Origin of the sequence: Moraxella osloensis, assembly GCF_001553955.1 — a bacterium.
Taxonomy (GTDB): Bacteria; Pseudomonadota; Gammaproteobacteria; order Pseudomonadales; family Moraxellaceae; genus Faucicola; species Faucicola osloensis.
The window spans coordinates 1,210,867-1,230,285 of record NZ_CP014234.1 but is presented as its reverse complement, the minus strand read 5'-3'; the positions used below and the strand labels follow the sequence as shown (position 1 = coordinate 1,230,285).

General features: G+C 43.5%; 17 protein-coding genes. 7 read left to right on the top strand and 10 right to left on the bottom strand.

Annotation, left to right across the window (positions count from 1 at the left end; genetic code table 11):
- The first annotated feature begins 43 nt into the window (after positions 1-43).
- Positions 44-2,893 carry an RNA polymerase-associated protein RapA gene (rapA, locus tag AXE82_RS05365; protein WP_062332255.1) on the top strand — a complete coding sequence of 950 codons (2,850 nt, stop codon included), beginning with the start codon at positions 44-46 and terminating at the stop codon, positions 2,891-2,893.
- Positions 2,894-3,003: 110 nt separating this feature from the next.
- Here the strand turns inward: rapA and AXE82_RS05360 are convergent, their stop codons facing one another.
- Positions 3,004-3,207, bottom strand: a complete 204-nt coding sequence (locus tag AXE82_RS05360; RefSeq protein WP_062332252.1) for a hypothetical protein — start codon at positions 3,205-3,207, stop codon at positions 3,004-3,006.
- 165 nt (positions 3,208-3,372) lie between these two features.
- Between AXE82_RS05360 and AXE82_RS05355 the strand changes: the two genes are divergently transcribed.
- Both AXE82_RS05355 and AXE82_RS05350 read left to right on the top strand, forming a co-directional pair.
- Entirely contained in the window at positions 3,373-5,265 is a 1,893-nt protein-coding gene (locus AXE82_RS05355) for a putative nucleotidyltransferase substrate binding domain-containing protein (protein ID WP_062332251.1), read from the top strand.
- Between the two features lie 52 nt (positions 5,266-5,317).
- Positions 5,318-5,965: a 3'-5' exonuclease gene (locus AXE82_RS05350; protein WP_062332250.1), complete on the top strand. Its 648-nt coding sequence runs from the start codon at positions 5,318-5,320 to the stop codon at positions 5,963-5,965.
- 63 nt (positions 5,966-6,028) lie between these two features.
- Here AXE82_RS05350 and AXE82_RS05345 read toward each other — a convergent pair whose 3' ends face one another.
- On the bottom strand, positions 6,029-6,787 hold the full coding sequence (locus tag AXE82_RS05345) for a hypothetical protein (protein WP_062332249.1): 759 nt from the start codon (positions 6,785-6,787) through the stop codon (positions 6,029-6,031).
- Between the two features lie 279 nt (positions 6,788-7,066).
- On the opposite strand from AXE82_RS05345, the gene AXE82_RS12355 reads away from it, so the two are divergent.
- Positions 7,067-7,189: a hypothetical protein gene (locus AXE82_RS12355; protein ID WP_257721693.1), complete on the top strand. Its 123-nt coding sequence runs from the start codon at positions 7,067-7,069 to the stop codon at positions 7,187-7,189.
- A gap of 19 nt (positions 7,190-7,208) precedes the next feature.
- Here the strand turns inward: AXE82_RS12355 and AXE82_RS05340 are convergent, their stop codons facing one another.
- Both AXE82_RS05340 and AXE82_RS05335 read right to left on the bottom strand, forming a co-directional pair.
- Entirely contained in the window at positions 7,209-7,808 is a 600-nt protein-coding gene (locus AXE82_RS05340; RefSeq protein WP_062332248.1) for an NUDIX hydrolase, read from the bottom strand.
- 20 nt (positions 7,809-7,828) lie between these two features.
- Positions 7,829-8,488 carry an OmpA family protein gene (locus tag AXE82_RS05335; RefSeq protein WP_062332247.1) on the bottom strand — a complete coding sequence of 220 codons (660 nt, stop codon included), beginning with the start codon at positions 8,486-8,488 and terminating at the stop codon, positions 7,829-7,831.
- Between the two features lie 105 nt (positions 8,489-8,593).
- Between AXE82_RS05335 and AXE82_RS05330 the strand changes: the two genes are divergently transcribed.
- Positions 8,594-9,154, top strand: a complete 561-nt coding sequence (locus tag AXE82_RS05330) for an NUDIX hydrolase (protein ID WP_062332245.1) — start codon at positions 8,594-8,596, stop codon at positions 9,152-9,154.
- Between the two features lie 323 nt (positions 9,155-9,477).
- Positions 9,478-10,887 carry a patatin-like phospholipase family protein gene (locus AXE82_RS05325; protein ID WP_197931446.1) on the top strand — a complete coding sequence of 470 codons (1,410 nt, stop codon included), beginning with the start codon at positions 9,478-9,480 and terminating at the stop codon, positions 10,885-10,887.
- A 77-nt stretch (positions 10,888-10,964) separates the two neighbouring features.
- On the opposite strand, the gene dapC is transcribed toward AXE82_RS05325, so the two are convergent.
- From dapC to parC, 6 genes are all read right to left on the bottom strand, one after another.
- The gene (gene dapC, locus AXE82_RS05320; RefSeq protein WP_062332241.1) at positions 10,965-12,173 is read right to left on the bottom strand and encodes a succinyldiaminopimelate transaminase; all 1,209 of its coding nucleotides are present in this window, start codon (positions 12,171-12,173) and stop codon (positions 10,965-10,967) included.
- A 195-nt stretch (positions 12,174-12,368) separates the two neighbouring features.
- On the bottom strand, positions 12,369-12,734 hold the full coding sequence (locus AXE82_RS05315) for a hypothetical protein (protein ID WP_062332239.1): 366 nt from the start codon (positions 12,732-12,734) through the stop codon (positions 12,369-12,371).
- Between the two features lie 117 nt (positions 12,735-12,851).
- The gene (locus AXE82_RS05310) at positions 12,852-14,186 is read right to left on the bottom strand and encodes a RelA/SpoT domain-containing protein (RefSeq protein ID WP_062332236.1); all 1,335 of its coding nucleotides are present in this window, start codon (positions 14,184-14,186) and stop codon (positions 12,852-12,854) included.
- A 116-nt stretch (positions 14,187-14,302) separates the two neighbouring features.
- A complete protein-coding gene (locus AXE82_RS05305) occupies positions 14,303-14,572 on the bottom strand; it encodes a hypothetical protein (protein WP_147285560.1) in 270 nt (89 codons plus the stop codon).
- On the bottom strand, positions 14,559-14,873 hold the full coding sequence (locus AXE82_RS05300) for a BrnT family toxin (RefSeq protein ID WP_062332223.1): 315 nt from the start codon (positions 14,871-14,873) through the stop codon (positions 14,559-14,561). The genes AXE82_RS05305 and AXE82_RS05300 overlap by 14 nt, the downstream gene beginning before the upstream one ends.
- Entirely contained in the window at positions 14,873-17,122 is a 2,250-nt protein-coding gene (gene parC / locus AXE82_RS05295) for a DNA topoisomerase IV subunit A (RefSeq protein ID WP_062332220.1), read from the bottom strand. Before parC ends, AXE82_RS05300 begins: the two co-directional genes overlap by 1 nt.
- A 553-nt stretch (positions 17,123-17,675) precedes the next feature.
- Between parC and AXE82_RS05290 the strand changes: the two genes are divergently transcribed.
- Positions 17,676-19,397: an AMP-binding protein gene (locus AXE82_RS05290; RefSeq protein ID WP_062334803.1), complete on the top strand. Its 1,722-nt coding sequence runs from the start codon at positions 17,676-17,678 to the stop codon at positions 19,395-19,397.
- The last annotated feature ends 22 nt before the right edge of the window (positions 19,398-19,419 follow it).

Genomic DNA, 19,419 nt, shown 5'->3' with positions numbered 1-19,419 from the left:
TTTCATCATTTAAATTTCTAATTTGGAAGCATGGTTAAGCGGTATGACTGATTTTGCGATTGGACAACGTTATCTGTCGGATACAGAGAATGAATTGGGGCTGGGCGTCGTCGTGCTCGTTGATGAACGCTGCGTGCATATTTTGTTCCCGCAAAGTGAAGAAACGCGTGTGTATGCCAAGACATCGGCGCCTTTGTCGCGTGTGACTTTCAAAGTCGGGGATACCATACACGACCAAGATGGCGCGTCGTATGTGGTCAGCGATTTTGAAGAAACCAATGGCGTCTATAAATACTCGGTTGAAGGTCATGACCGTGCGATTATGGAAACCCGCCTTGCGGCTAATATTAATTTGGCAAAACCCCTTGAGCGCTTGCTCGCCAGTCGTATCCACCAAAATGATTGGTACGAACTGCGCCAAGAGCTACTGCGTACCCAAGCCTATTTGGCGTCTCATCCATTAAGAGGCTTGATGGGTGCACGTGTCGATATCATTGAGCACCAGCTGTATATCGCCCATGAAGTCGGTAAACGTATCGCACCGCGCGTGCTACTTGCCGATGAGGTAGGGCTTGGCAAGACGATTGAAGCGGGTCTGATTATTCATCAGCAACTCATCACTGGCAAATCTGAGCGTGTTTTGATTTTGGTACCCGATAGTTTGCAGTACCAATGGATGATTGAAATGCGTCGTCGTTTCAATCTTGAGTTTGCGATTTTTGATTTGGTCAGAACCGCGGCGATTGCAGAGCATGACCCTGAGCAAAATCCTTTTACCACTGAGCAGTTGATTATTGCCAGTATCGATTTGCTACTTGACCATGAAGATTTGCATGAAAAAGCCTTGGAGGCGGGGTTTGATTTGCTGGTTGTGGATGAAGCGCACCATCTGCATTGGGACAGTGAGCAAGGCGGCAATGACAAATACGATTTGGTTGAAGATTTTGCCGAACAAACCGCAGGGGTTTTGTTACTTACAGCCACCCCCGAGCAGTTAGGTTTAGAAAGCCATTTTGCGCGGTTACGATTGTTAGATCCCAATCGTTTTAATGATTTAGACGACTTTATCGATGCAGAAGAAAATTTTGCGCAAACCGCAGCAATTGCTGAAGTGTTATTGGGTGACCAGTCGCTGTCAGATAAGCAAAAATCGGCATTAGCGCAGTTGTTAGGTCATGACATCAGTGATGACGAGCAAGGTCGTGCGCGCGCCATCAATGAATTGTTAGATCGTCATGGTACTGGCCGTGTGCTATTTCGCAACACCCGTGAGAGCGTCTCTGAGCTTATTTCTGGCTTCAAAGGTCGGCGCTCAATGGCGTACCCGCTGCCGCTCCCAATAAGTTGGCAAGACAGTTATCACACCCAAGGTAAATTGCGCGAACAATTATGGCCAGAAGAGTTACAGCCCGATGGTAGTTGGCTGGAACAAGACCCGCGGGTGCCTTGGCTCATTGATTTGCTTAAAAACAGCTTGAAACATCACAAGGTGCTGCTGATTGCGCGCAGTGGGGCAACGGTTGAGAGTTTAGAGGCAGTATTGCGATTGCATGCGGGCATTAAAACCGCGATTTTTACTGAGCAAATGACCCTGCTGGAGCGTGACCAAGCCGCTGCGTATTTTGCTGATATTGAAGGCGCGCAAGTCTTGTTGGCTTCTGAAATTGGCTCTGAGGGGCGTAATTTTCAGTTTGCCAGTGATTTGGTGTTGTTTGATTTGCCCGCCAATCCTGATACATTAGAGCAGCGTATTGGTCGTCTCGATCGGATTGGTCAGCAAAACGAGATTACCATTCATGTGCCTTTTGTCGAAGGCACGGCAACTGAACGTATGTACCGCTGGTATAACGAAGCGCTAAATATTTTTAACCAAATCTCACCCACGGCGCAAACCGTTCAAGAGCAGTTTATTGTGGATTTAAAACCGCTACTTGAAGGGCAAAAAGTCGAAGATAATGGTCAAGAAATTACGTTAGATCAGTTGATTGAAGAAGGCAAAGCCCAGCGCCTCGCACTAGAAGCAGCCATGCAAGCAGGGCGTGACAGGCTGCTTGAATACAATTCTTGTCGCCCGCGTGTCGCCAGTAAAATCGCTTACACCATGCGTGATTTTGATGATACCCACATGTTGCCACGTTTGTTTGAACGCTTTATGTCGTCCATCAATATGGAATATAGTGGACAGCGTGATGGCTCATTGATGCTACATCCGAGCGATGAAGTACAAGTGCAAGGACTGGCAGTCCCTGAAGATGGTATGACCTTGACCTTTGAGCGTGATCAAGCGTTACTACGCGAAGACATGGAATTTATGACTTATGAGCATCCTTTGATGCAAAGTATTTTTGAAACGGTCAACTCAGGAACGTTTGGTAATACCACGGTTGCCACTTTACAAAGTAATGCCATGCCCGAAGGACTGGTATTGGTCGAAGTCAATTTTCGTGTTGAAGCGATTGCGCCAAAATTACTTAATTTACCCGCATTTTTGCCAAAGCCGCTCATTCGGGTGTTTTTAAGCCAGCACGGGACTGATTTTAGCGATAAGATTGCGCCTGATATGATTGTGTCGCATATTCATCGCTTGGATAAAACCCGAGCGCGTCAAGTTATCAAAGCGCGTAAAGACATCATCGAAGCGCGCTATGAGCAAGCGGTTGAGCTGGCAAACCAGCAATTACCTGCGATAAGTGAGCAAGCCAAAGAGGTATTTAATCAGCGCTATGAGCGTGAAGTGGAGCGCCTGCAATATTTGCAATCCATCAATCCGAATGTGCGCGACGCAGAAATCAATCAATTAAAACGTTTGCAAGAACAGGGCTTACATGCACTGGGTCATTTATCGTTAATTCCTGATAGTATCCGTGTGCTAGTCGCTGTCAAGCCAACTTAATTGTTTTGAATTTAGGTTAAAGGTTTGTGTTATAGGTTTGCATTTTCCATTTTTTGGTTAAGACCAGTTACCAGGTCTAGTTATCAGGCTTAGTTAGCAAAGCTAGTTATTTACACCTCAGGATTCACCACACTCATACTAAATTTAAGTCCGATACTAATGAGTACAATCGCCAGTGGCAACAGCACCATCGCAATGCGTTGGGTTTTATACTTGACAGGCGACTCCTTACTGACTTTAGATAAAAAACATAGCATACCCGCGACCAATGTCAAAATTCCTAGACCTAAACAAAGAAAACCTAAATAATTCATCTGTTTACCCATTACCCATACTGATATGTTTGACTGGTTTAAATAACACCACGACCCATCGATATTTGTTGAAACACGATTGTTGCCTCAGACAACTTTGATTATAATCTAACAAGACTCATAGGACATGAGATTTATTTTTAGCCGCAATACAAGGATGGTGATATGAGTGGCTCAGCGATACAGACTTTGGATATACAACATCTACACCAGCCCCCGTTTGATACCCTAAGCGCTCAGCAGCGAACCTATCTGCAGCAGCACAGTAAAATCGTCTATTTGGACAACTTGCAGCCTATACCCACTGGATGGCAAGGGGATTTTTTTATTATCCTTAAAGGCTTTGTTCATCAATTACAAGGTGAGGCGTTGATTGCTACCTTAAATGCAGGCGATTGGTTTGATACCAAGGTCAGGCAAAGCGGCGTGTTCAACTTTATCACCCAGCAGCAAAGTCTGATGTACCGTATCGATGGGCAAGTGCTAAGTGCAATCACCGAGCAAAATCCCACCTTAAAAAACGCCTTGTTTGCCGATGTCGCTGCCCGTCTTAACCATCACCAAGCCCGCCTTGCCCAAAGTGAAAGTCAAAAACTGCTATATCAACCGATTGCCAATTTGGGACAGCATATCAAACCGCCGCATTTTGTCGATGATACGGCAACGCTATACGATGCCACGATGGCGATGAACCAATTTGACATCAAGCATATTTTGGTTAAGTCACAAGCGCGAATGACCGAAACGGAGCGTGACAAACTCATCGCACAAGGCGTGGAAAAATCCACCATTGCAGCGTATGTCGAGCGTATCGGTATTTTTACCCAAACCGATGTATGCCGAGCGATTGGACAAAAAGCTGATTTTGCCACCACGCCTGTGCTGGACTTTACCAATTTTAAAATCCATACCGTGCATCAATCGCAAGATGTCAGTGAAGCCTTGCTAACCATGCTACAAACTCGTACCCACCGTTTACCCATTATTGATAGTCAAGGTCAAATCATTGGGATTTTGGGGCAAACTGAATTACTGAGCTTTTTAACCAACCATTCTAATCTTATCGTCGCTCGTATTGAGCAAGCGCAGAGCTTAGATGATGTTGCAGTGGCGGTAGAATTGATTGGTAAATTTATCCGTGAGCAGCACGCCAGCGGCATCAAAATCCATGTTATCAGCCGTATGGTGCAAAGCTTGAATTTACAAGTGTTTGCCAAGGTATGGCAGCTGATTGTGCCTGCTATCACCTTCTACAATACCTGTCTGTTTGTGATGGGCTCAGAAGGGCGGGGTGAACAAATCTTGCGTACTGACCAAGACAATGCGCTAATTATCCGCAATGGTTTTAAAGATGACAATCTGCCCAGCTATGCCGCGCAGTTCAATGAGGCATTGGCGAACATGGGTTATCCCTATTGTGATGGCAAGATTATGCTTAGCAACGAGCGTTGGCGAAAAACTTCAACCGCCTTTGAAAAACAAATCACCGCATGGTACATGAGTGGCAGTAGTGAAGATATGATGTGGATTGCGACCTTAGTCGATGCGCATTTTGTTTGCGGGGATATTAAGCTTTTTGAGCAGCTGCAAAAACACTGGCAAGTCAGCGCAAAAAATGTGGCGACTAGCAACTTTATCAACCGTTTTGCCAAACCGATTCTACAATTTGGCGATAGCAGTGGTTGGTGGCAAAAATTTGTCGGTGCCAGTGAAACCGATATTGACCTAAAAAAAGCAGGGATATTCCCGATTGTCCATGGCGTGCGAGCCTTGTCATTGGAATATCAAATCACTGACACCAATACCAGAAGCCGACTGCGACAGCTGGCACAGCAACAGGTACTAAGTGACACCATGGCGCAAAATCTGGCAGAAGCACTGGATTTTTTTATGGCAAAACGACTGGATGTGGCATTGACCACCCAGGATAGAACAGCGCGAGCGGTAAATCCCAATCACTTATCAGCACTGGAAAAAGATTTGTTAAAAGAATGTTTGGCGATGGTCAAAGATTTTAAAACCTTTATTACCCATCATTATCGCCTAGATATTTTTTAATTGAAGATATTTTTTAACTAAATAGATAGTGTTAATTGCCTAGAGAAAAGCCATGTTTCATCGCATCAAAAATCTGTTCGGCGGTCAAAAACTTGCGCGACAAAAACAGCGGCTCAGCAAGCCGGAGTACGCTTATCTGTTTGATACCCCGCTATCTAAAGTCCCCCATGAGTGGGTGAGCCTAGACCTAGAAATGACCGGGCTTAATGCCAAACAAGATTATATTTTAAGTGTCGGCGCAGTAGGGGTGCGCAAGGAAAGCAACGGGTTTGTGATTGATACCGATAGCGCGCTGTCCTTGGTATGCCGTCCGCCTGTGATGCCCACCCATGACACCATTGTGATTCACGGATTAAGACCGATAGATGTCGACAATGGTTTATCATATGACGAGATGCTTACCCAATTATTGCCAATGCTTAAAAACCGTCCGATAATTGGGTTCTGTGTGGACATGGATATGGCGTTTTTAAATGCCATTGCCAAGCCGTTTTTGGGGGTGGAACTGGCTAATAAACTTGTCGATGTCAGTCGTTTGTATCAACAAAATCAGCATCGACATGACCCCAGCCAAGTTGGGCAGTTACCACACCTCAATCAACTGCTAGAAGAATACCAAATCCCGCGATTACCTGCCCATAATGCCTTGAATGATGCCATCATGACTGCCATGTTGTTTACCCACCTGATGAAGTCATAGCAGGCTTATGCAAGCATACATAAAAAAACTCTCATCATGAGAGTTTTTTATTTAAAGATGACGTTATTTTTTACTGGGAGCGGCGTCTGCGCCTTTTGGCTTGATGCCTGCTTCCTCAGTTAATTGCATCAACATAGCACGGGCTTCTTCCGCGGATTTTTGCGCTTTTTCCATTGACTTAGCAATTTCTGGGTTGGTCTCTGGGGTTGCTGTTGGTTTTTTGATTAAAGCCGCTGTACCGGCACGGCTATGGGTAATACTTTCAACCATTTTATCGCGGGTTTGTGCGACACGGGGGTCATTAAATTTTAATTTGTTGAGCGTGGCTTTTTGCAAATCTAACTGCGCCACCACTTCTTTAAAGAAAGCTTGTTGGTCAGCAGGCGTTTTGGCGTTTTGCATTTTTTTTGCCATTTCTGCTTGTTTGGCTTGAGTAGTGCGGTCAAGCTCGTTTAAGGTTTTAAATAACTGTGTCAAATCCGCTTTTAGGGCGAGATTGGGTGTCGCAGCCGCGGCATTATTGGCGGCAACTGTAGGGGCGCTGCTAACGTTGGCGGTTTTTTCTGCAGTCGCTGGCGTGATGACAGTTGTCGTGGTTGACGAATCTGTGGTGGTGACAGCCACACTAGCAGGCGCGCTAGAGGTGGCTTGGGAAGCTGCCACAGGTGCAGTAGTTGTAGAGGTTGACGTGGTAGTGGTCGTCGTTGCAGAAGCGGTGGTGGTTGCGGCTTTGTCATCTTTTTTTGAGCATGCAGATAACGCTAACACAAGACTCATAGCGCCTATGGTCATAGCAGAGGTGGCGGTAGATTTGTTTAACATAGAGTTTTTTTAACCTAAATAGCTTGTTAACCTAAATGATTTTAATCCAAATAACTTGTTAACCTAAATGATTTTAATCTAAATGATTTTAATTTAAATAACTTTTCACCCAAATCAATGGGGTTAGAATCCTCAACTAAAACCCAAAACGGCAATAGCAGTGACTGCAATGTGGCAATTAGGCGACAGTTTAGCAAATATCTAAAAATCGAAATGTAGAGAATTGCAACAGAAGGCTACGGCAGTTTGTCTAAATGGCTTAATTTTAGCCGATTTGCTATGAAATCCAGTGGATTTTTATGGTATGCAGTGGTTGGGATGATTAATGCCGACAATGTCAAAAATAATAGCAATGCCAAAGCTGTGCTGGATGAAATGCTAGCGTGGACAGCGCTGCAGTGATTGGTTTGTGGTTGATTGGCTATTTATCGTGAACATTAAAATACCAATCAATCTGGCGGTCGAATCCCATTTCTAGTAGGCTTGCGGTGATGCGCCCAGTCAAGCCCCACACGGTCTCGCCATCAATGATAAAGCTGGGTGATACCATCACTTGGCGACCCAAATCATACGCATAATCGATAGTCGGCTGGCGAATAAGCGTGGCTAAATCCGCCCAAAATAGCCTTGCAATTTCGCACATCTCTGGCACAAGGTTAACGCTGGGTGGTATCACCCCCACAATCGGCTTGACAGGTCTACCGCTTTTGGCAAATTGTAGGGGTAATTCGCCCAACACAGTCACTTGACTGGGATGAATACCGGTTTCCTCATGCGTTTCTCGTAACGCGGTAGCTTGGTTGCTATCGTCTGTGTCTTCGCGTCTGCCACCTGCAAATGATACTTCGCCGGCATGTTCTCGCATATCCGAAGCGCGCAACGAGTACAAAACTTTTGGCTCAGCTTCATTGGTAATGGCGATGAGTACCGAATACGGCTGCGGCGTGGGGTCGAATGGCAGTTTTGCGATCCGCTCTGCCAGTTGGTTCAGTAAAGGACTTTGAAATCTTGTTGTGGACATATTTTTTAATTCATCAAAATTTAATGGGCAATTTCGCAATGTTTATACGGCGCTTTGAGTTGACCGAATTTATCTAAAACTAATTGTCTATTGTCGATATCACTACCAAACTGCATATAGATTCGACGATTTAATGCACTGCCATTTTCACTATGCTCATTAGCAATGGCGTTATAGTCACCGCAACCGATTGCGATGGTATTATTTGGGTCAGTACCCATGAGTTGAATAAACGTATTTTTTAATTGTAACGCACGTTGTTTGGATAGCTGCATTTTTTCGGCTTTAAAGTCACCTTCGTCAGAAGAAGTGCCAGCAATGATGACAGCTGTAACATCACTTCGACTTTTAAGCCTATTTTTCACCACCTGGTGCAATTCTTGTAAATACATAGGTTTTATTGCGGCAGAGTTTTTATCAAAAAAAACTCGAAATTCAAACATGCTTTCACTTGGCAAATTGTATTCTAAAGGACAACCAACACTATCAACTATCACGTTTAGGGGTGTATTCATACATTGGTCGTTTTTATCATCCACACCGTCTTTATCACTATCAAGCGGTAAAGCTGTCATAGATGAGACAGGTTTTTGCATATTAGACTGGGTATGCAGCGCGTTACAACCTGCTAATAATCCCAAACTTAATACCCAGCTAAGCACTAAGCTAAACTTTTTCATAATCGGCTGCTCAAATTATTTTTGTCATGTAAAAACCTGCAATCAATGCTACCATACTTAAAACGACTTTCACCTCACAAAACATAAAAATAATAGGAAAATACCATGCCTTACTGCCTGCAATGCGGTCATCTAGCCGAAACCAAAATCCCGCCGATGGACAGTCTGCCGCGCATTGTGTGTCCGTCTTGTGGTTACATCCATTACGAAAATCCCAAAGTCATCAATGGCTGTTTACTCATCCATGAGGATAAAGTTTTGCTCTGTCGCCGCGCGATTGAACCGCGGCACGGTTATTGGACGCTGCCTGCAGGCTTTATGGAGCTTGGTGAGACTATGAAAGATGGCGGCAATCGTGAGTGCTTTGAAGAAGCTGAAGCCATCGGCAGTGGATTAGAGCTATATTGTCTATACGACATACCCGATATCGGACAGATTCATGTGATGTTTATCGGCTCGCTCAAAGATGGCAAATTTGGGGTGGGCATCGAGAGCCTAGAATGCGCGCTGTTTGCCGAAGAAGACATTCCTTGGGAAGACTTGGCATTCCAAAATGTCATTGAAACACTGCAACATTATTTTGCTGACCGTAAAGCAGGGGCGACGCTGGGTAATTTCCCCATCCATCAGCAAGTGATTGCCAAATACGTGCATTTGGGCGATTAACTGTCCATTTAAACGGCAAATTGTTCGCCAAAAAAATACGGGCGTGGTGCATACGCTCTAAATAGCTAGGCTTCAAATTTCCATGCCCCAAATACCCCAATGACGGCACCGCTGCTTTTTTTAATATAGCATTGAGTTTTTTTAAAAATTGCGCGTATTCACCTTGATTCAATTTATGTTTAAGCAAAGGTTAATGAATGACAAAACCCTCAAAAAAGTCACGCATATATCATTTTGTCGCTATAAAATCTTGCTACAATACTTGAGTGATATATATTCTATACTAGATAAAAACCACTATACTTATGGATGATAAGATTATTATGTCAACTAGAAAAACCATCCCCACACCTTCGCAACCACCCAAGCCATCACCTGATATTAAGCCATCACCTGATAATTTATCACCGCTCAAGGCGATAGAGCCACCAAACCCTAACCCCAATCAACTCACCCCACAAGGCACACCACCGCTCAAAGAATTGGTCAAACAATACGATAGCGTGTCGTTGCTGCTCCAAGGTGGCGGTGCGCTTGGTGCCTATCAAGCAGGGATTTATGAAGGACTGCATAAACAAGGCATCAAAATTGACCGTATCTCAGGTATTTCAATCGGCGCGCTCAATACCGCCATCATCGCAGGTAACCGTCCAGAGAACCGCTTGGCGGCGCTGCAAGGGTTTTGGAACACCATCACCCATCGTAACTACACCCCTGCAGGGATGAACATCTACCGTCAAACAGCCAATGAGCTAGATAAACTCAGCAAAATTGACATGGTAAGCCATTTTATGCCATGGATATTTGAAAATGGCTTTTTAAAGCAGCAGCTGCGGGTGATGGAATCTACCACTGAGGCTTGGCAAACCATGATTGAAGGACAGCGTGGTTTTTTTAAACCGCGTTATTTTGTGCCGTATGACACCACCCCCAATCACTTAAGCTATTACACCACCGACAAGCTGCGCGAGACCCTTGAGCGTTATTGTGACTTAAAACTGGTCAATGACGTCAATCGGATGAAAGTGTCGGTGTCTGCGGTCAATGTGCGAAACGGTAACTTTGCCATTTTTAGCAATGAAAATGAAGAACTGCACTACGATCACTTTATCGCATCGGGCGCATTGCCGCCAGGTTTTCCAGCGGTTGAGATTGATGGGGAGTATTATTGGGATGGCGGCTTGGTGTCCAACACGCCGCTCAATGAAATCTTAAGCCATGAAGAGCACCTCAAGCAATTGATTTTCCAAGTGGATTTGTGGAATGCCAAGGGCACGGTGCCAGAGAATATGATGGAAATTGACGAGCGCATCAAAGACATTCAATACTCTAGCAAAACCCGCATGGTTACTGACTTTATGGCGCAAAAGCTGCGTTATACGCGCCTTATCAAAGAGTTACTCGAAATCATCGATAACGAGGCTAAAGTTGATAAAGTTGAAGAACTGTGCGTCAATAAAGCCCGCGAAATGACAGAAGTCGGTGTCAAAAACGTGATTCATCTGATTTATCACAAAAAGACTTATGAGCGTGGCTATAAAGACTATGAGTTTAGCGCCTCGACCATGCGAGAGCACTGGGAAAGTGGCTTACAAGATATTGAGAACACTTTTCGCCACCCAGATTGGTTTATGCTGCCAAAAACCGATGATATCTTTGTCACCCATGATATCCACCAAAAACGCAAGAAATTGGCACAGGTGAGTACCCTGCTAAAAAATCTTGAAGACTAGCCGTCGTTGCACATTGAATCTTTACAGAAAAGTCAAAAAAAGTGATGGTAGCTAGCCCTCACTTTTTTTGTGGAAAATTACACCAAATTTGATAAGTCTAAGCTCAGCAGTCGGTCAATCGCCTCGCTGCTTTGTGCGATATCTGCAACCAATGCCATGCGCACATGGTTTTTGCCAGCGTTGCCGCTGTTGTTTTGGTATGGGGGCGTATCACGAGATAGGTAACGCCCTGCAAGTGCATGGATATTTAGCTGTTCATAAATCACTTTGACAAACTGCTCATCATCTTGTACCGGTAACCAAAAATAAAAACCGGCATCAGGACGGCGTAGCGGTAATTTGTCTGACAGCTTGTCTATCCACAAATCAAACTTTTGGCGATATAGTTTGCGGTTTTCTGCCACATGGGCTTCATCTTGCCACGCGGTAATCGAAGCCAGCTGATGATGAATCGGCATCGCGCAGCCTTGGTAAGTGCGGTACTGGGCATACGGCGCTAGTAGCTTGGCATCACCTGCCACAAATCCTGAACGCATGCCAGGTAGATTGGAGCGTTTTGACAGCGAATGAAACACCACGCAATTGGCAAAATCATCGCGTCCGAGTTTGGCGCAGACGTCAAGTAGTCCAATTGGCGGCGCCTCAAAATATAGCTCACTGTAGCACTCATCACTGGCTAGGATAAAGCCGTATTTATCCGATAGCTCAACCAGACGTTGCCACTGCGCCATATCCATCACTGAGCCAGTTGGGTTGTTTGGACTACATACAAACACCAGTTGAGTCTTTTCCCAAACCTCGCTTGGCACACTGTCATAGTCACCGACAAAGTTATTGTCGGCGGTACAATTGACAAAATACGGCTGTCCACCAGCGAGCAGCGTAGCACCTTCATAAATCTGATAAAACGGATTGGGCATCACCACGTAAGGTCGTTTGCTATCCTCACGGTCAAACACCGCTTGCACAAAACTAAATAGCGCCTCACGTGTACCCATCACAGGTAACACTTGGGTGTCGGCATTTAATTGTTTGACCTGAAAACGGCGCTGTACCCAATCGGCAATCGCTTGGCGCAGCTCGGGCAAACCGTTGGTGGTGGGGTAATTTTGGATTTTAGCCAAATTGTCTTTGATGACGTCTAACACAAACTGTGGCGGCGTGTGCTGCGGCTCACCGATACCCAGTTTAATTGGGGCATAGTCTGGGTTTGGCGTGATGCCTTGTAGCAAGGTTGCCATCTTGGCAAACGGATAAGGATGCAAAAGTTGTAATTGCGGATTCATAAGGGGTTGGCTGTCCATATATGCGAGAGAACTAATTTTAAAATACTGTGATTTTAAAAGTACCGGGATTTTAAAAACACTCTGATTTTAAAAATACTGGGGTGTTAAAAATACTGTGAAAAATGAGGTTACTTTACCCCGAATCGCTGAGTTTGCCAATATTGAACCAAAAGTTTGCTAAAAGTTGATACCCAATTAACGTTTTGAACCATGAACTTGGGCGATGTTTCGCTCAAAGTTTCGCTCAAAAAAATGGGTAAAGGTGAGTATCAAGGTAAAAAGGGTCGGGAAAAAGCAGGTGTTTACTATATCATGCACACTGCCTTGCCAGTACCAGTGCTTGCTGATTATAAGCTGGTCATGTCTGTCTAGCACTTCACCCATGCTGGCAGCAGCAATCACTACAAATAAGGCGATAAGCCAACGGTAGCGGTGATTTTTAAAAAGTAGACTTGTGATAAGAAATACCCCAATGCCGACATAGATATGTAGGGCATCTCGCTCTAAGCCTGTGAAGCTAACGATATGGGTTTTGATATCTTGGAATACGAATTCGTACATAGGAAGATTAATTTTGATGAGAGGGTTGGCAGAGCATAGCGATTTTCTGCCAACGGTTAAATACGGTTTTTGTGTTGATTTATCACGGGATTATAGAGATTAGGACTGCTTAAGAGCTTAATCTTCATCTTTATCATCGGTCAAATTAGGTAATTTATATAAGGAGTTAATAGGTAAAGTTACTGACTTCATTAAATCATCTCTTTGTTTTTGAGCTTTCATTGCTTCTGTAAAAGCGGAAGAGTTATTGTTTATTGAATTTTTCAAATAATTAGTTGCACTTGCAAAAGATTTTGTAAGTTCACTATTTCTCATAGACTCAATTGCTAAGCTTTGAGCGGAGTAAGCTTTTTGAAATGTACTTAAAATATCGGAGGGTATAGCATTTTGAATTAAATTAGCATTGGATAGGGCAACTCTATTTTGCTCTGGTAACGTATTGTAAATTTCTGCAAAACGTGTATTCAACAAATCATTTTTTGCTTTATAAGATGCTATATCCATAACAGGTCTAGCAGATTGAAGAATGTCATTGTACTCACTTAATTGTTGTATTCTGTCTATTAAGTTAATATGATTTGTTTGTATAAGATTGGATTCTTTCGAATCAGATTTATCATAATTTCCTTCAACTTGCTTTTCTTTGATTAAGTTTTCATCATTTAAAACATTTTCTTTTGTTTCTAATAGCTCTTTATTTAATTCATTAAAAAAATCATAATCGGAATTCACTAACTCAACACATCCGCTTATCACATTATTTAAAATAGACATTCTTCTAACTAATTCTGGATGTTTCTCAAAATTTGGATAACGTATATGGTGGTCAATTTCCCCCCATGCTTCCTCAAAAATAGTTCTTGTTTGAATTTCAAATTTAAAATTACTAGGTTTCTGCCCAATTGCTAAATAATGAGTTGAGCGATAATCACTATCTTTTGTTTTTCTTACTATTCTATAATCTTTACCCTTAAAGTTATAATAACCTTCTTGAGCCATATATCCTAAATTATCATTTTCGGTGTGATAAATGATAATTTCTTCATCAGCACAGACTTCAAAATTTTGTAAAATAAAATCATTCATCTCTTGCCAATCATATTTAAAGAGATAAATGGCTCTTAGACCTATTAAATCATTTACTAAATCCTTATAGTTCTTAATATTAATCTCAAGATACTTAGAATTAGATTTTTCTTTTTTTAATTCTTCTTTTCTTTTTCTTATAATTTTTTCAATTAAATGGTTTGGGTCTTTAACACGCCACTTAACAGAGTTAATTTTATTACCTAATTGCAAAAGATTAGCATAATGCTGAGCTTGAGATTTTAATTGAGGTATGATATTCACATAATCCCAATAAATTTCTAATATTTCTTCTTTTGAAATATCTGCCTCTTGCAAATCGATAGCATTTACTGAATACTCCTCAGTAGGGAAATTATTTTTCATCAAGATTTCTCCACGCCACTCACCTTTTGAAACCCTTTTGGTAAGAGTGCTCCGCGTCTATCGCGCACGCCCATAAAGTTGGTAATATCCAAAGACTTTAACGCAACTGTTATACGCTAAACAGTGTTAAATTGTTTAACATACGACTGCATCAACTGATTAATCACCTCATTCATGCTCAGGCGTTGGCTTTGGCAGACTTTAGCAAAGTCTTCAACCAAATGCTTATCTGATTCAATAGTTAAGGCTTCCAAGTCGCCCCAATCATCACTGGTATCAATCTCACTATCGGACATTGCTTTCAACCGAGTAAGCATCGCTTTTTGCTCAGCAGTTAAGGCAGGTGGTCGTTCCCCTTTTTTAAATGTCATGCTAACGGTAGCCATAGTATTCTCTCTCTTCTTGTTTGGTTGCTTTGCGGGCAGTAATTATCCTTACAACCTCAGTATCTTTATCAGCATAATGGGTCAAATGCCCCACAAAAACAACCACACAACCATCAATCATACCCAAAGTACGCCAACGCTGTTCACCATCGACAATTTGATGTCTTTCACTAAAACCCTGTTCGTCAAAGAACGCATAAATCGCTAATTCAAAGGATAATCCATGTTTGGTTTGATTACTAGCATTTTTACTAATGTCCCATTCAAAGCGAATATAGTCAAAATCTAATGGTTTATCCATTAGATTTTTTGAACCCCACTCACTTTTTGAAAACCTTTTGGCAAGAGTGCGCCGCGTCGACCGCGTGTACCCATAAAATTGGCAATATCCATCGGTTTGAGCGTCAAGGTGCGTTTACCACTATTTAGTACCAGACTATCACTTTCGGTCAAGGTGGTGATGGCGACCACGCTGTTACCGTCTTTTAAATCAATCAGCTTATTGCCTTTGCCTTTTTTCATCATCGGTAACTCAGTCAATGGGTATACCAGCAAATGCCCTGCCGAGCTGACCACGCCAACTAGCGTATCTTGCTCACCAATTTGGTGGGTTATTAAACGACAGCCGTCATCAAAATTAATCACATTTTTGCCCGCTTTTTGGTTGGTATCAAGATCCGCAAAGGTGTTGATAAAGCCATAGCCTTGTGAGCTTGCCATGATGAGCTTACTGTCATCCTGTCCCATCAGCACATTGACAAAATTTGCCCCGCCCGTGGGTTTTAGCAGGCTGGTAAGCGGCTCGCCTTGTCCCCGCGCAGAGGGTAAGGTATGGGCATCGATGCGATAACTGCGACCGGTGTTATCCATGAGATAGACTTTTTCATTGGACTTGCCTTGCGCATGGGCAAGATAGGCATCGCCCGAACGGTAATTCATATTGGCGGCATCGACATCGTGACCTTTGGCGGAGCGAATCCAGCCTGATTTTGACACGATGACCGTTACAGGCTCGCTTGGGGCTAGGTCAGTTTCTTTAAGCGCGGTGGCTTCCGTGCGTTCTACAATCGGCGATTGGCGTTTATCGCCATGCTCTTTCATATCGGCAGTGAGCTCTTCAATCATTAAGCCAGTCAATTTGTCTGGGTTGTTCAAGTATGCTTCGATTTGGGCTTTTTCTAATTCTAAGTCACTTTGTTCACGTCTGAGCTCAATTTCTTCAAGGCGTGCCAATTGACGCAGACGAATGTCCAAAATTGCGTTGGCTTGGATTTCAGTCAAATCATAGCGGGTCATCAATTCTGCTTTTGGGTCGTCTTCCTCACGGATGATACGGATCACTTCATCAATATGCAGATAGGCAATCAGCAAACCTGCCAAGATATGCAGGCGCTGCTCGATTTTATCCAAGCGGTATTGCAAACGGCGCGTGACGGTATCTCGGCGCACAGAGAGCCATTCGATAAGAATGGTCAGCAGTGATTTGACTTGGGGTTTGCCATTGGTGCCAATCATGTTGAGATTCACCCGGTAATTACTCTCAAGGTCGGTACTGGCAAACAAATGGCTCATCATCGGCTCGATATCAACACGGCTTGAGCGCAGCTCTAGCACGATACGGCAAGCGTTTTGGTGGTCGGATTCGTCATGGATGTCAGTTACCCAAGGCAGTTTTTTGGCATTTATTAAATTGGCAATTTGCTCAATGATTTTATTGCCAGATATTTGATAGGGTAGCGCATCGATGATAACTAAGTTTTTTTCTTTGTCATCGACATGATAAGTAGCGCGCATTTTGTAGCTACCACGACCCGTTGTATATAGCTGTAGCAAATCCTCAGGCGAGGTGATGATTTCTGCTTTGGTCGGCAAATCGGGTGCAGGGATGTACTTTGCCAGCTCTTTTTCCGTCATCGTGGGTTTTTTAAGTAGCGCAATGCAGCCTTTGACCACTTCAGACAAGTTATGTGGCGGTATATCGGTTGCCATACCGACCGCAATGCCCGTTGTGCCGTTGAGCAAGATGTTCGGTAGACGGGCAGGCAAGGTGACGGGTTCTTGCAAGGTGCCGTCAAAGTTGTCTTGCCAATCGACCGTGCCTTGACCAAGCTCGTTTAGTAAGGTATTGGCATAAGCCGATAGCTTGGCTTCGGTATAGCGCATCGCAGCGAAGGATTTTGGGTCATCGGGCGAGCCGAAGTTGCCTTGACCGCTAATGAGTGGATAACGGTAGCTAAACGGCTGACTCATCAATACCATGGCTTCATAACAGGCGGAGTCGCCATGCGGATGGTATTTACCAATGACGTCACCGATAGTGCGCGCTGATTTTTTGGGTTTGGCAGTATTTTTGAGCCCAAGCTCGCTCATCGCATACACGATACGGCGCTGCACAGGTTTTAACCCGTCGGCAATGTGTGGCAATGCCCGATCCATGATGACGTACATCGCATAGTTCAAATACGCGTTTTCGGTAAATTCAGCGACTGAGCGAGTGGGGTTGTTCAAATCTTTTGATTTGTTAGTTTTTGCTACAAGGGTATCAGACATAATGGTTACTTAATCAATGATAAAAAATAAAAGCAAGTGCAAAAGAAAGTTCAAAAGAGAGATAAGAAGTACGAGGAAATATCATAAAGCTTGAGAGTAGAAAAACAAGTATTAATCCAAGAAATGGCAAATTTGCCCAATTTTACACGTCAAACTGTGTCGCAGAAAGTTATCATCTAACGTTAGCTATACATACAATAGTGCGCCGCTTCACCAAAAATGAATGCTGCATAACTATTTCGAAACGAAATCACTTTTTTTGTACCATAAGTGCAGATAATAGACTTGAGAATTGGGTAAATATTTAGTATGTTAACAATACATTTGGCCGCGATTTTTAATATAATTTTTAGTAGTGGGATTGACCTTTTTATAAAAATTCTTTTAATTATCAATATGCTATTCGCTGATAGACCGCATACTTACTGATAGATGGTATACCTTAAGGAAATAACTTCTCATGAATGAATCAACCACCTCAGCTCAAACCCCTGACAACAATGCCCAAGACACTGCGCCCATCGATACTCCTATCGATACTCCCGTCGATAATATGGAAGCGCAGCCCCATGCGCCAAAGCTTACCGATCATCATGAGAAACCTTGGTTAAAGACTTACCAGCATTACGGCATGAACTATAACATACAAATACCCGGTGACGAAGTCAGCCTAATAAATGTTTTTGAAAAGAATTTCGAACAATTCAATGACAGTGATGCCTTTGTGTGCATGGGTAGTAGCATGACCTATCGTCAGTTAGATACTTATAGTCGCCAAATTGCGGCGTATTTGCAGGGATTGGGTCTAAAAAAAGGCGATACCGTTGCAGTGATGATGCCAAATATCTTGCAATACCCAGTGTGTATGATTGGTATCATCCGCGCAGGTTTTATCTTAGTTAATGTCAATCCCTTATACACCGCTCATGAATTAGCGCATCAGTTAGAAGACTCGCAAGCCAAAGCGTTATTTATCGTTGAAAACTTTGCCAAAACTTATCAAGATATCGGCAAAAAAATGGTCGATCATGTCATTGTCTGTTCAATCGGTGATTTGATGGGTACGTTCAAAGGTATGCTCATCAATACCGTGGTCAAATATGTCAAAAAAGCCATTCCAGCTTGGCAAATTGACGGGCATGTGACCTTTAAGCGTATTATCAAGCAAGCTTCTGCCAGCCGCTATCAGCGCCCAGAGGGTATCAAAGGCAGTGATATTGCGGTACTACAGTACACTGGCGGCACCACAGGGGTTGCCAAAGGTGCGATGCTTACCCACAACAACTTGGTATCCAATATGCTACAGTGCCAGGAGTTCGCCAGACAAGTATTCCCCAATCAAATGGTGGGTGAGTACGTCGTCGTTGCCTTACCGCTTTACCATATTTTCTCATTTACCGCCTGTGCGTTACTAGGTATGAACATGGGCTTTACGGTTGTATTGATTCCAAACCCCCGTGACATGGACAGTTTTGTCAAAGAATTAGCAAAATATAAGCCAGTCTTCTTCCCAGCGGTAAACACATTATTTAATGGTTTGGCGCACCACACTGGTTTTCGGGCATTAGACCACAGCAAATTGCGTTTGTCGCTAGGCGGTGGTATGTCGGTATTGCCTTCAACCGCTGAAGAGTGGAAACGTATTACAGGCACCAATATCTTAGAAGGCTACGGCTTGTCCGAAACCTCACCCGTTGTCACCCTAAACCCCTTGACACAGGAGCAATTTAGCGCCAAAATCGGTATCCCGATGCCCAATACCGACATCAAACTGCTCGATGACAACGGCAATGAAGTCGCAGCAGGTGAGCGTGGTGAGATTGCAGTTAAAGGTCCACAAGTGATGAAAGGCTACTGGCAGCGTCCTGAAGCCACTGCAGAAGTGATGACAGCAGACGGTTATTTCAAAACCGGTGACATCGCTGTCGTTGATGAGCAAGGCTATTTCAAAATCGTTGACCGTAAAAAAGACATGATTTTGGTATCAGGATTTAACGTCTATCCAAACGAAGTTGAAGAAGTGCTAGCGGCGCATCCTAAAGTATTAGAAGTCGGGGTGATTGGGGTACCGAGCGAAAAAAGCGGTGAAGTACCAAAAGCGTTTGTGGTACGTAAAGACCCAAGCCTCACCGAGGAAGAGTTGCTGCAATATGCGCGAAGCGAGTTAACCGGTTATAAACGTCCGCGTAAAGTTGAGTTTGTGGATGAATTGCCAAAATCAAACGTTGGCAAAATCCTGCGTAAAGAACTGCGTAAACTTGAAGAAAAAAAGTAAGCTAACGCTTGTTAACAAAACC